Here is an 11,943-nt window from a genome sequence, read left to right as displayed (position 1 = left end):
CCCATGATCGAAGCTCGGCGGCTCCACATCCTTCGTGCGGTGGCCGACCACGGCACGGTGACGGCGGCTGCCGCCGCGCTGTATCTCACCCCCTCGGCGGTCTCCCAGCAGCTCGCGGCCTTGGAGCAGGAGACCGGCCACCGGCTCGTCGAGCGTGGCGCCAAGGGCGTACGGCTGACTCCGGCCGGCGAGATCCTGCTCAGTCACACCAACGCGGTCCTCGCCCAGCTGGAGCGGGCGGAGGCCGAGCTTGCGGCGTACGGATCGGGGGAGGCCGGGACGGTCACCGTCGCCTCCTTCGCGACCGGTATCGCCCTCGTCGTGGCGCCCGCGGTGGTCCGGCTCGCCGCGACGGCGCCCGGCATCCACCTCCGCGTCCAGGACGCCGAGGGTGACGCCAGCGTGCCGATGGTGCTCGACCGGCAGGTCGACGTGGCGGTCGCGGTGGAGTACCGCGGGGCCCCGCCGGCCGACGACCCCCGCCTCGCGCACGTGCCGCTGTACGCCGAGCCCTTCGACGCGGTCGTACCGGTGAGCCACCGACTGGCCGACGCGGGCGAGGTGCCGCTGGCCGAGCTCGCCAAGGACCCGTGGATCGGCCCCTACCCCGGCAACCCCTGCCACGACGTGGTGGTCCTCGCCTGCGAGAACGCCGGTTTCCAGCCACGCCTGGAGCACTCCTCGGACGACTTCCGCGCGGTGGTGGCACTGGCGTCGGCGGGTGCGGGCGTGGCGTTGGTGCCGCGGTCGGCGCTGATCGGGATGGACCTCGCCGGGGTGGTCGTACGGCCCGTGGACGGGACCGCTCCGACCCGCCGGGTCTTCGCGGCGGTACGGCGGGGAGCCGAGGAGCACCCCCTGATCCGTCCCGTCCTCGACGCGCTGGAAGCCGTCGCCCAGGAGTAGGGGAGCGGCCACGCATACGCGGGTGGCGGTCAGGCGTGTTTCATATCCGGGATAGAATCCCGGATGTGAAACAAGCTGAGGTCGGACCGGACCCAGTCGACACCCGGCTCGGTGCCCGGCTCGCCGAGCTGCGGGCCGACCGCGGGTGGTCCCTGGGGGAGCTCGCCGAGCGCAGCGGCGTCAGCAAGTCCACCCTTTCCCGGGCCGAGCGGGCCGAGATCAGCCCCACCGCCTCGCTGCTGAACCGGCTGTGCGGGGTGTACGGGCGGACCATGTCCCAGCTGCTCAGCGAGGTCGAGGCCGAGCCCGCGCCGCTGGTGCGGGATGCCGAGCAGGTGGTGTGGGAGGACCCGGCCTCCGGGTTCGTACGGCGGTCCGTGTCGCCCCCGCACCCCGGGCTGCGCGGTGAACTGGTCGAGGGACGGCTCGCTGTCGGTGCCGACATCGCCTACGACCGGCCGCCCGTGCCCGGTCTGGAGCAGCACATCTGGGTGCTGGAGGGTGCGCTCGACGTCACCGCCCAGGACGTCGAGCACCGTCTCGGCATCGGGGACTGTCTGCGGCTGCGGGTGTGGGGGCCGACGCGGTTCCGATGTGCCGGTTCCGACGAGGCGCGGTACGTGCTGGCGGTGGTGCTGCCGTGATCGTCACCCGCTTGGACGAGGCCCAACTCATGGACCGTATTGATGAGTTGGCGGAGCTGTTGGTCGACACCGTGGACGGTGGGGCCTCCATCGGATTCCTCGCGTCCATGGACCGCGCGGCGGCCGTCGCCTGGTGGAAGGAGCGGGCGGGCGCCGTCGCCGCCGGGCGGTGGGCGGTGTGGGCCGCGCATGACGGACGCCGGCTCGTCGGGACCGTCAGCCTGGTCTTCCCGTTCCCCGACAAACCCAACAGCCGTCATCGCGCCGAACTCGTCAAGCTGATGGTGCACCGGGAGGCCCGTGGCCAAGGACTCGGGCGCCGACTCCTCCAACTCGCGGAGGAGGCCGCCGCCGGTGCAGGTATCACCCTCCTCCACCTCGACACCGAGACCGGCAGCCCCGCCGAACGCCTCTACGTCTCCGCCCGCTGGACCCGAGCCGGCGTCATCCCCGACTACGCGGCGGACCCCGCCGGGGTGCTGCGGCCGACCACGCTGTACTACAAGCAGCTCGGTGTGGCCGCTCCCACCAGGTGATTGTCAGTGCGGACGGCTACGGTGCCTGTCATGCCGGACGCCGAAGACGTACGCCGTATCGCCCTGTCCCTGCCGGACACGACGGAGAAGATCGCCTGGAGCATGCCCACGTTCCGGGTCGCGGGGAAGATGTTCGCCACGCTGCCCGAGGACGAGACCTCCATCGCCGTGCGCTGCCCCAAGGAGGAGCGCGACGAACTGGTGCTGGCCGAGCCGGGGAAGTTCTGGATCGCCGACCACGAGGCGCAGTTCGCATGGGTGCGCGCTCGCCTGGCCTCGATCGAGGACGAAGATGAACTGCGGGACATCCTCGCCGACTCCTGGCGGCAGGCGGCACCGCCCCGGCTGCTCGACGCGTATCCCGGGCTGGGGCTGCCGGGCGCGGACGGGGGTTCCTAGGCTCTGTTCGTCGCGCTCCCGCTCGTCGCGCGACTCCTGGCGGCCGAGGAAGCCGCGCAGACCGCTCTCGTAGCGAGCGCGTGCCCCCACGTCACCGGGGGCCAGGTGCGGGTACCCGCCGGTCGGCCAGTCGAAGGACGCGGCCGCGCTCGCCAGGGGTGCGCAGGACGGGCCGCAGTCCGGTCAGTGCCGGGGCGGACTTCGGTTGGACCCGGGCCGCGACCACATGCGACCGGCCCGGACGCGAGGTCGTAGATCATGCGGAGGATCGAGTTGCCTCGACCAAACCTGAGGTCCGGCCCGGAAAGGAGTGCGCGACCACCGACCCGAGTGCGGTATGGTTTCCCTGCACGTTCGGCCAGGGGAAACCCCAGGTCAGATGGGCACCGGGACGTGGCGCAGCTTGGTAGCGCACTTGACTGGGGGTCAAGGGGTCGCAGGTTCAAATCCTGTCGTCCCGACGGTGCGAAGGGTCTTCGCGGGCGACAGCCTGTGAGGGCCCTTCTTGTGTGGGGGCGCCGGTGTCACCAGGCGTCCTGGGTCGCGAAGTACCGCTTCCAGAAGTCGACCTTTTCGGCGGACGCCACGCGCATGGGGCCGTAGTGCTCACCGACCTCCATCACCGTGGGGGAGTCCGGGCGGTGGGCGGGCCAGCGGGGCAGGCCGTGACCGTTCGGGTCGCCCTTGGTGACGTAGTTCGCCAGGTAGGAGGACATCGTGTCGGCGATCTCACGGTCCTGGTCGGTCCATCCCTGGGTGGCCGGGTAGAGGTTGCCGAAGAAGTAGACGATCTCGGAGCCGTGGTACGCGCCCCGGATGTCGTGGTCGGGGCCCGGCGGGCGGTGTGTCCAGAAGTAGGTGTACATCGGCCGGTCGGCGCCCTGGGCCCACTCGATGCCCCACAGGTAGGTGGAGACCCGGGAGTTGTCGCGGATCGCGTCGTTGCTTGCGAGGGCCGCCTCGTCGTCCGTGCCGGCAGGGTAGAGCGCGAGGAACTCGTCGGCCATCGTGCCGAACTTCTGCTGTGCCGCGCTCCGGTAGCCGTCCAGGGTGACGTGGACGGGCGGGGCGCCGGGGCGGTCCGGGTAGCCCGCTTCGCGCCAGTACGCGAAGGCGGTCTCGGGCACGGCTCCGCTCTCGTCGAGATTGTTGCCGGCCATGTACCAGACGTCGTTCTGGGCGTGGGCCTGGTAGGTCGCCAGGTATCCGTCCGGCAGCACCCAGCCGTCGACGACCGGCCGGAACAGCGGCGGCTTCGCGACGGACTTGGTGTCGATCGTCTCGTCCTTGAGTGAGGCGCCGTCCGTCAAGTCCTGCCAGGGCAGCGCGCGCAGTTCCGCCAGGGTGGTCGCGCCCTTCCCCGTACCGTAGGCGACGCCCTGCTGGAGGGCAGTGTCCATGTGCCGCAGTGACACGCCCAGATAGCGCAGTTCGGGGTCGCGCGGGTGGCGGACCTGACTCTCGGCGAGGGAGCGCTGGAAGAGCCCGGTGGCGAGCGGGGACATCGAGAGCATGTCCGTGGAACCCGCTCCCGCGGACTGGCCGCCTACGGTGACCTGGCGCGGATCACCGCCGAACGCGGCGATGTTGTGCCGTACCCACTTCAGGGCAGCGAGCTGGTCGAGCAGGCCGTAGTTGCCCGAGACGCCGTGGATGTCCTCCGCGCTCAGCTCGGGTGTGGCCAGGAAACCCAGAGCGCCGAGGCGGTAGTTGAAGGTCACCACGACGATGCCCTTGCTCGCGAGGACCGATCCGTCGAAGCCGGGGTCCGAGCCGGTGCCGGCGGAGAAGCCGCCGCCGTAGATCCACACATATACCGGGCGGCGGTCCTTCGAACTCGTCGCGCCCGTCCAGATGTTGAGGTTGAGGCAGTCCTCGCTCATCGTGAGGGTGGTCGACGCCTGCGGGGGAGCGTCGCCGAACGTGCCGGCCTCGCGGACCCCCTTCCAGGACCGCGCGGGCTGCGGGGGCCGCCACCGGTTCTCGCCGGCGGTGGACGCGGCGTAGGGAATCCCCTTGAAGACGGTCACACCCGGCGTCGCGGTGGGCACCCCGGAGACCATGCCGGACTCGGTCCGCACCGGCCTGCCTCCGAGTGGCCGGGCGGCCGGTGACGGGGCCGCCGAGGCGGGCTGCGCGCCGAGGGCGTCGACTACTGCACCGCCCGCGGCGAGGCCGGCGGTGATGCCCGCGGTGCGGCCGAGGAAGTCCCGTCGGGGCAACCCCGGGACGGGCGGAGTGGGGTGGTGGCTGTCGGGCACGGTCATGCGGATCTCCCGGTCACTGAGGGATGAGTGGTGCGCGGGGCGGTCGTACGAAGCGGACAGGCCTGTTCAACCCGCCACGGAGGGGAAGAAGGCGGTGCGGGTGAGGAACTCTTCGAGGTTGAGGCGCCACGCGAACCAGCTGTGGCCGCCGTTGACGAAGCCCGGTGTGACTGGGACGCGCAGGCCGGTCAGCAGGGCGACCTCGCCCGCGTGGTAGTTGTGACTCGGGTCCTGCCACCCGCCGCCGACATAGGTCCGGGCCTGCCGGAGCGCGGCGACCTGGGTGTCGGAGAGCGACGAGGCCTCGGGCAGCGTGTAGTTGCCGCGCCTGCCGGGGCTGAAGACCCCGTACGAGCCGAACTCGGCGGTGTGCCCGAACAGCAGGGAGTTGGTGAGGGACGCCCCGTAGCCGAGGCCCGCGGCGGCGCGCCCGGTGGCCGCGGTGGAGACGTGGTAGTGGGACTCCACGTACGGGATGAGCGTGTCGGTGAGGTTCCGGTCGAAGGACGCGTAGCCGGTGGAGTCGGGGAAGCCGGCCGTGTTGGGCATGACGACGACCATCGGGGCGATCCGTCCGGTGGCGATGAGGTTGTCGAGGATGTTCACCGCGTCGCCCTGGGTGCTCCAGTCCATCTCGGTGGCGTCGCCGCTGAAGAGGTACAGGGTGGGGTACGCCTTCGCGCGGCGGGCGTCGTAGCCCGGCGGGGTGTAGACGGCGAGGTAGTTCTCGCCGGACGGGGTGACGGAAGTCGGAGCCGGATAGGTGACGTGGGCGAGCCTGCCGCGTGCCCCCGGGGAACTGGGGCCCTGCCATGCGTAGTCGACGGTGCCGAACTCAGGGTCGGAGGGAACGTACACCTGGCTGGTGCGCTCGATGGTCCCGGAGACCTTGCCGCCGTGCTCGTTCCACGGCGGGTTCGCCGGGTCGGAGACGGCGGTGCAGGTGGCCTGGGTGTCGTCGGCGCAGTCGGCGTAGAAGGAGTAGGTGAACGTCCCGGACGGCAGTGGGGTGGTGTACGTCCACACGCCGTCGGGGCCCTTCTTCATGTCGACGACGGGCCAGTTGGCGGCGGGCGAGTTGGGATAGGCGATCGGGATGTCGCCGGGCCGCCATCGGGCGGGCGGTGTTCCGGGGGTTTCGAGGGCGGTGCCGTCGTCGGTGGTGAGTGCGGACAGTTCGTAGGGGTTGGCGAAGTACCACTCGCCCTTGATCTGGACGCGGGCGGCGCCCGGGGCTCGGTAGCGGAAGGTGACGCGGTAGCCGGTGGGACCGGTGCCGGTGTGGACGACCTGCGGGGCGAGGCGGGCGGCGCCGCCGGTTCTCCCGTCGGCGTGCGTCGCGCCGGCGCCTGCCGTGAGGACGAGCGCGGCGGCCAGGGCCGCGAGGCCGCGCAGCGCCGCCGTTGCTCTACGTCTGATGGATGAGGGCATGGCGAAGGAGGACATGGCGGGTTGACTCCCGGAGCGTGGAGGGGAGTTGGGGAGGAGACGCCGGCCGAGGAGAAGTGCGCTGGGTCGTGGGGAGGGCGACCTCGGGGGAGATCGTGCCGACGCCGCGGCCGAGCACCGGCGGTACGAAAACGTAGTGCCCAGCAATATTGTGAGCAATATGCGTGACAGGATTTCCTACAACCTCTGAAGAGGGTCGCGGCTCAGCGGACCCCCAGCCTTCAGGCGTCGAGGATGAACGTCGGACCGCCGCATGCGCCAACGTGCCTGGTCGTCCCAGTGGTCACGCCGACTTGCCCGGTCGATCGTGCCGTCGGCTTCACCTCATGAGCTGTCGAGCATTGTCCAACAATGTTGCGCTGCCCTGGCCTTCAACTCTCTGAGATTCCCATCTACTTCCTGCGCGCATCTTGCAGGCGTGCGTCGGCAGCGTTACGTTCCCTGCAGTTCTTGTCGGACAATCCAGGTGCCGGCCTTGTGTGCCGGCCTTTCCAGCGGGCCATCCCGTCCGCCTCACCGGATGCGTACGCCACATCGCGCGGCCTTCGCGCGGACCAAACGGACTACCTGTACGGCGCATTCGACCGCTGTACAGACAACAGCTGTACAGACACGAGCGCAGGACCGTGCTGCCCGCCGGCGGAGCGGTCAAGGAGACAATGATGTCGACCAAGCAGCGCGTCCCCCAGACCCCTCAGCCAGAAGCCCTACGCTTCGAAAACGTCACGCTGGAGTTCCCGGGCAGTCACCGACCGGCGATCGAGGACGTGTCGTTCCAGATCGACCGCGGAAAGTTCGTCGCCGTCATCGGGCCCAGTGGCTGCGGAAAGAGCACCCTGCTCAACCTGGCCGCCGGCCTGCTCACCCCGTCCGAGGGACGGGTGTTCTTCGGCGGTGAACCGATCACCGCCGTCAACTCCGAAGCGGCGTACGTGACTCAGCAGGCCAACCTGCTTCCGTGGCTGAGCGTGAAGGCCAACATCGGCCTGGCGCTGAAGTTTCGGAAGGTGCCGAAGCAGGAGCGCGAGGAACGCATCGCCCACTGGGTCGGGCTCGTCGGCCTCAACGGGTTCGAGGACCACTTCCCCCGGGAGCTCTCCGGCGGTATGCGCAAGCGTTGCGCGATCGCCCGGGCCCTGATCTACGACCCCTCCATCGTGCTGATGGACGAGCCGTTCGGGCCGCTGGACGCCATCACCCGGCTCAAGCTCCAACAGGAACTGCTCAACCTGTGGGAGGAGCAGCACGGCACGCTCGTCTTCGTCACCCACGATCTCAACGAGGCCATCTACCTGGCCGACGAGGTCATCGTGATGTCCGACGGCCCCGGAACCATCCGGCGCGTCCTCTCCGTCCCCTTCGAACGCCCCCGCACCATCGGCTCCCTCATCGAGTCGCGTGAGTTCTCCGAGATCTACAACGACCTCTGGGGCCTGTTCAAGTCCGACCTTCGATCGTCGGATGCCGCCTAGCAGTGTGCGAAGCGAGGTCCAACCCTTGATATCAATCGCGGAAGAGATCAGTGTGCCCAGCCCGTCGGAACGGGTCTGGCAAGTCGTCTCCGACCCCTCCGACGTGGTGTCCTGCATACGCGGCGCCGAAGTCGGCCAGGCACACGACGATGGCTCCTTCGACGGGTCCCTGGTCGTCCGGTTCGGCGGGATCCGGGTCAGGTTTGCCGCCCGGGTCACCCTGGAGCTGGACGAGTCCGAGCGCTCGGGCCGCCTCATGGCCCGCGGCCGGGACGGACAGGGCGCCACCCGCTTTGCCAGCACCGCCGACTTCCAGGTCATCGACGAGCCGGCGACGGGCGGTTCGCGGGTGACGTTGCGGGGCGAGGTGACCCTCTCCGGCAAGCTCGCCCCGCTCATCGAGTCGGGCGCCGGGGCCGTGGTCGCGCGGATGGCGAAGGACTTCGCGGCCGAACTGGTCCAGCGCTGCGCCGAGCCCACGGCAGCACGCTCCGAACATCAGCAGACCGACGCTCCGCCAGCACCCCCCGGCCTGCTGCGCCGTCTCAAGGCGTGGTTGTCCCGGCTGCTGCACCGACGGAGCACCGCTCCGCAGCCGGCCGACCCGCGACCGGCCCAGCACGTTCAACGCGCCCAGTCCGCCCCGTCCCACGCACCGAGTGAGGAGGCCGCCCATGACAGCACAACGGCTCAATAACGTCATCGCCGGTCTGGCGGCCGGGCAGCACGTCTTCGCGTCCTTCGCCCCGGCCGAACCCGCCGCCGCGATCGAGTTCTCCACCACCCGCTACGACGCCCTGGTCATCGAGATGGAGCACAAACCCTGGGACGTCGTCGCCCTCCGCGACAGCCTGCAGTACCTGCTGAACCGCCGTCAGATCGCCGAGGGCGACGGCCTGGCCCCGGCTCTCACCCCGCTGGTCCGCATCCCCGCCAACGGCGCCGAGAAGGCCCAGTGGCACGCCAAGCAGGTCCTCGACCTCGGCGCGTACGGCGTCGTCTGGCCGCACATCTCCACAGTGGAGGAGGCGCGCAACGCCGTAGCCGCGTGCCGCTACCCCTCACTGCCCGGCGAACCCCGCCACGACCCGCCCGGTCTGCGCGGCGACAGCCCTGCCGCCGCGGCACGCTACTGGGGCCTGACCAACCAGCAGTACTACGCCAAGAGCGATGTGTGGCCGCTCGACCCCGACGGCGAGATCCTCGTCGCCCTCATGATCGAGGACCAGCTCGGTGTCGCGAACCTGCCGCGCATCCTCGACGAGGTGCCGGGCATCGGCCTCGTCATCGTCGGCGAGGGCGACATGAGCCAGGAGCTCGGCATTCCCCGCCAGTACGACCACCCCCTCATGGTCGAGAGCAAGCGCCGCGTCCTGGACACCTGCCAGGCGCGAGGCGTCGCCGTGGGCCACCCCCACGTCACCGCCGACAACGTCAAGCAAGTGCTCGACGACGGCTACCGCTTCCTGATGTCGGCCCCCGTGCGCAGCTACCCGGGCCTCGACCTGGGCCGCACGCTGACCGGCCGCTCCTGATCGCCCAACCCCCTTTCCTAAGGACACCCATGCTCATCGACTGCCACGGCCACTTCACCACGGCCCCTGCCGCGCTCGGCAGATGGCGAGAACGGCAGATCAAGGCGTTCGAGGAATCCGGTGCACGCGTCTCGCCCGACGAACTGCACATCGAGGACGACGAGATCAGGGCCGCCATCACACAGGGCCAGCTGAAGCTCCAGAACGAACGCGGTGTCGACGTGGCGCTGTTCTCCCCGGGCGCCGGGAAGATGGCCCACCACCACGGCGACGAGCAGACCAGTCTGGCCTGGTCCCAGGTCAGCAACGACCTGATCGCCCGTGTCTGCGGCCTCTTTCCCGGCCGCTTCGTCGGCGTCTGCCAGCTGCCCCAGTCGCCCGGCGACGCGCTCGCGTCCTCCGTGCGCAACAGCGTCGCCGAACTGGAGCGCTGTGTCAGCGAGTTGGGCTTTGTGGGCTGCCTGCTCAACCCCGACCCGTCCGACGGCTACTGGCAGTCCCCGCCCCTCACCGACAAGGTCTACTACCCGCTCTACGAGAAGATGGCCGAGCTCGACGTCCCCGCGATGCTCCACGTGGCGATGTCACGGAACCCCGCCCTCCAGGGCACCTGCGCCCACTATCTGGCCGGCGACACCGCGGTGTTCATGCAGCTGTGCCAGTCGGACCTGTTCACCGACTTCCCGACGCTGAAGTTCATCATCCCGCACGGCGGCGGCGCCGTCCCCTACCACTGGGGCCGCTACCGGGGCGTGATGCAGGACCAGGGCCGCCCGCCGCTCGACGAACTCGTCCTGAACAACGTCTTCTTCGACACCTGCGTGTACCACAAGCGCGGCATGGAACTGCTGGTGGACGTCATCCCGGCCCGCAACGTCCTCTTCGCCTCCGAGATGATCGGCGCCGTCCGCGGCATCGACCCGGAGACCGGCCACCGCTTCGACGACACCAAGCACCTGCTCGACTCCGTCGACACCCTCACCGACGAGGACCGCAGGCTCATCGAGGGCGGCAACGCGCTGCGGGTCTACCCCCGACTGAAGAACACCCTGGAAGGGAGCCGGAGTTGAAGGTCTACGAAGCGCTCGCCGAGGCGTTCGTCCAGGAAGGCACCAGCGATGTCTTCGGCATGATGGGCGACGCCAACATGCACTGGATGAACGCGCTGGCCCAGCGCGGAGTGCGGCTGTACGAGGTGCGCCACGAGGGCTCCGGGCTCGGCATGGCCGACGGCTGGGCGCGGGCCGCGGGACGCCCCGGTGTCCTCACCACCACCAGCGGTCCCGGCGTCTCCCAGCTCGCCACCTCGATGATCGTCGCCGCCCGCGCAGGTACCCCGCTGGTCGCCTTCTGCGGTGAGACCGCCTGGGGCGACCGGGCCGCCGCCCAGTACCTGGACCAGGGCCGCTTCGCCGCCGCGATCGAGTGCGGGTTCGTCCACCTCTCGCGAGCGGACCAGGCGGAGGAGGCCGTCCAGAAGGCCTTCTACCTCGCCCGCACCGAGTCCCGCCCGGTGATGCTCAGCGCGCCCATCGATCTCCAGCAGCACGAGTACGGCGACGGCGTGGACGCCATCCCCTACACGTCGTCCACCGAACTCATCGACCAGCAGCGGCCGTTGCCGGACCCGGCCCGCATCGCCCGCGCCGCCGACATCGTGCAGACGAGCAAGCGTGTCGTGATCATCGTGGGACGCGGCGCACGGCAGGCGGATGCCGGGGAGCACATCCTGCGCCTCCAGGAGCGCACCGGAGCCCTCCTCGCCACCACCCTCCAGGCGAAGAACTGGCTGTACGACCGCACCGAGCACCACGTCGGCATCTCCGGCCTGTACGGCAACCGGACCGCGATGGACCTCCTCCAGGAGGCCGACTGCGTGATCGCCGTCGGAGCCAGCCTCAACCACTACACCACCGAACACGGCTACCTCTTCCCCGAGGCCCGGTACGTGCAGATCGACACCGCCGAACACCTGGTCATGGGCAACGGCGTCACCGCCGACTGCTACCTCCGCGCGGACGCGGTCACCGCGCTCACCGAGCTGGAACGAGAGCTCGCCCGGCGTTCCGTCAGGACCGAAGGCTTCCACACCGACGAGGTACGCCGCCGTCTGGCCGTTCCGCCGGAGGAGCCCGACGGCTATGTGAACGAGCCGGACCGCATCGACCCGCGCGAGGCGATCCGCGTCATCGACGCCGAACTCCCCGGCGAGATCGGCCTCGTCCTCGGCAGCGGCCACCAGACCGATTTCGGCACCATGCTCTTCCAGCGGTCCCGCGAGGTCGTCTCCAACTACGGCATGTTCGGCGCCATCGGCCAGGCCCCGCTGCTCACCATCGGGAAGATCGTCGCGGACGGCGGGCGGCCCTCGTTCGTCGTCGAGGGCGATGCCAGCTTCCTGATGCATCTGCCCGAGTTCGAGACGGCCTGCCGCTACGGCATCCCGGTGCTCGTCGTCGTCATGAACGACGAGGGCCTCGGAGCCGAGTACCACAAGTCGGCCGCCAAGGGACTTGATCCGCAGCTTGCCGTGATCCCGACACCCGAGCTGGGGCCGGTCGCCGTCACCCTCGGCGGCGCCGGAGCCACGGTCCGCACCACCGGCGAACTGCGTGCCGCCCTCGCCGAGTATGTGCGCGACCCCCGCCCCACCGTCGTCGACGTCCGCATCACCCGCAGTGTGCTCAGCGTCCCCTACCGCCGCCTCTGGTTCGGCGAGGACGTGTGAGGAGGGA

At 70.1% G+C, this 11,943-nt stretch carries 11 protein-coding genes and 1 tRNA gene; 10 read left to right on the top strand and 2 right to left on the bottom strand.

Annotated elements, in window-relative coordinates; all coding sequences use genetic code 11:
* Nucleotides 1–3 precede the first annotated feature (3 nt).
* The 5 genes from ACI2L1_RS16090 (at nt 4) to ACI2L1_RS16070 (ending at nt 2,946) form a co-directional block, all read left to right on the top strand.
* The gene (locus ACI2L1_RS16090; RefSeq protein ID WP_404739939.1) at nt 4–906 is read left to right on the top strand and encodes a LysR substrate-binding domain-containing protein; all 903 of its coding nucleotides are present in this window, start codon (nt 4–6) and stop codon (nt 904–906) included.
* A gap of 65 nt (nt 907–971) precedes the next feature.
* The gene (locus ACI2L1_RS16085; protein ID WP_404739938.1) at nt 972–1,550 is read left to right on the top strand and encodes a helix-turn-helix domain-containing protein; all 579 of its coding nucleotides are present in this window, start codon (nt 972–974) and stop codon (nt 1,548–1,550) included.
* The gene (locus tag ACI2L1_RS16080; RefSeq protein WP_404739937.1) at nt 1,547–2,086 is read left to right on the top strand and encodes a GNAT family N-acetyltransferase; all 540 of its coding nucleotides are present in this window, start codon (nt 1,547–1,549) and stop codon (nt 2,084–2,086) included. The genes ACI2L1_RS16085 and ACI2L1_RS16080 overlap by 4 nt, the downstream gene beginning before the upstream one ends.
* A 30-nt stretch (nt 2,087–2,116) precedes the next feature.
* Nucleotides 2,117–2,485 (top strand): MmcQ/YjbR family DNA-binding protein, encoded by a 369-nt coding sequence (locus ACI2L1_RS16075; RefSeq protein WP_404739936.1) that lies wholly within the window; start codon nt 2,117–2,119, stop codon nt 2,483–2,485.
* A gap of 387 nt (nt 2,486–2,872) precedes the next feature.
* Nucleotides 2,873–2,946: transfer RNA gene (locus tag ACI2L1_RS16070), tRNA-Pro, on the top strand.
* A gap of 63 nt (nt 2,947–3,009) precedes the next feature.
* Here ACI2L1_RS16070 and ACI2L1_RS16065 read toward each other — a convergent pair.
* The gene (locus ACI2L1_RS16065) at nt 3,010–4,752 is read right to left on the bottom strand and encodes a carboxylesterase/lipase family protein (protein WP_404739935.1); all 1,743 of its coding nucleotides are present in this window, start codon (nt 4,750–4,752) and stop codon (nt 3,010–3,012) included.
* A 66-nt stretch (nt 4,753–4,818) separates the two neighbouring features.
* Nucleotides 4,819–6,183, bottom strand: a complete 1,365-nt coding sequence (locus ACI2L1_RS16060) for an alpha/beta hydrolase-fold protein (protein ID WP_404739934.1) — start codon at nt 6,181–6,183, stop codon at nt 4,819–4,821.
* A 680-nt stretch (nt 6,184–6,863) separates the two neighbouring features.
* Here ACI2L1_RS16060 and ACI2L1_RS16055 point away from each other — a divergent pair.
* The 5 genes from ACI2L1_RS16055 to ACI2L1_RS16035 are packed head-to-tail and all read left to right on the top strand — an operon-like array spanning nt 6,864 to nt 11,936.
* The gene (locus ACI2L1_RS16055; RefSeq protein WP_404739933.1) at nt 6,864–7,673 is read left to right on the top strand and encodes an ABC transporter ATP-binding protein; all 810 of its coding nucleotides are present in this window, start codon (nt 6,864–6,866) and stop codon (nt 7,671–7,673) included.
* Nucleotides 7,663–8,370, top strand: a complete 708-nt coding sequence (locus tag ACI2L1_RS16050; RefSeq protein WP_404739932.1) for an SRPBCC family protein — start codon at nt 7,663–7,665, stop codon at nt 8,368–8,370. The genes ACI2L1_RS16055 and ACI2L1_RS16050 overlap by 11 nt, the downstream gene beginning before the upstream one ends.
* Complete coding sequence (locus ACI2L1_RS16045; protein WP_404739931.1) at nt 8,348–9,208, top strand: HpcH/HpaI aldolase/citrate lyase family protein; 861 nt, start codon at nt 8,348–8,350, stop codon at nt 9,206–9,208. Before ACI2L1_RS16050 ends, ACI2L1_RS16045 begins: the two co-directional genes overlap by 23 nt.
* A 29-nt stretch (nt 9,209–9,237) precedes the next feature.
* Nucleotides 9,238–10,278 carry an amidohydrolase family protein gene (locus ACI2L1_RS16040; protein WP_404739930.1) on the top strand — a complete coding sequence of 347 codons (1,041 nt, stop codon included), beginning with the start codon at nt 9,238–9,240 and terminating at the stop codon, nt 10,276–10,278.
* Nucleotides 10,275–11,936 carry a thiamine pyrophosphate-binding protein gene (locus ACI2L1_RS16035; RefSeq protein WP_404739929.1) on the top strand — a complete coding sequence of 554 codons (1,662 nt, stop codon included), beginning with the start codon at nt 10,275–10,277 and terminating at the stop codon, nt 11,934–11,936. Before ACI2L1_RS16040 ends, ACI2L1_RS16035 begins: the two co-directional genes overlap by 4 nt.
* Nucleotides 11,937–11,943 lie beyond the last annotated feature (7 nt).

It is taken from the genome of Streptomyces sp. NPDC019531 (genome assembly GCF_044903305.1).
Lineage (GTDB): Bacteria > Actinomycetota > Actinomycetes > Streptomycetales > Streptomycetaceae > Streptomyces.
This window is presented reverse-complemented; position numbering and strand designations above follow the sequence as displayed.

What these genes read in the sequence shown, in the direction of transcription:
- ACI2L1_RS16055 (WP_404739933.1), top strand. Translation starts at nt 6,864, where the DNA reads ATGTCGACCAAGCAGCGCGTCCCCCAGACCCCTCAGCCAGAAGCCCTA.
- ACI2L1_RS16050 (WP_404739932.1), top strand. Translation starts at nt 7,663, where the DNA reads ATGCCGCCTAGCAGTGTGCGAAGCGAGGTCCAACCCTTGATATCAATC.
- ACI2L1_RS16045 (WP_404739931.1), top strand. Translation starts at nt 8,348, where the DNA reads ATGACAGCACAACGGCTCAATAACGTCATCGCCGGTCTGGCGGCCGGG.
- ACI2L1_RS16060 (WP_404739934.1), bottom strand. Translation starts at nt 6,183, where the DNA reads ATGCCCTCATCCATCAGACGTAGAGCAACGGCGGCGCTGCGCGGCCTC.
- ACI2L1_RS16065 (WP_404739935.1), bottom strand. Translation starts at nt 4,752, where the DNA reads ATGACCGTGCCCGACAGCCACCACCCCACTCCGCCCGTCCCGGGGTTG.
- ACI2L1_RS16090 (WP_404739939.1), top strand. Translation starts at nt 4, where the DNA reads ATGATCGAAGCTCGGCGGCTCCACATCCTTCGTGCGGTGGCCGACCAC.
- ACI2L1_RS16075 (WP_404739936.1), top strand. Translation starts at nt 2,117, where the DNA reads ATGCCGGACGCCGAAGACGTACGCCGTATCGCCCTGTCCCTGCCGGAC.
- ACI2L1_RS16040 (WP_404739930.1), top strand. Translation starts at nt 9,238, where the DNA reads ATGCTCATCGACTGCCACGGCCACTTCACCACGGCCCCTGCCGCGCTC.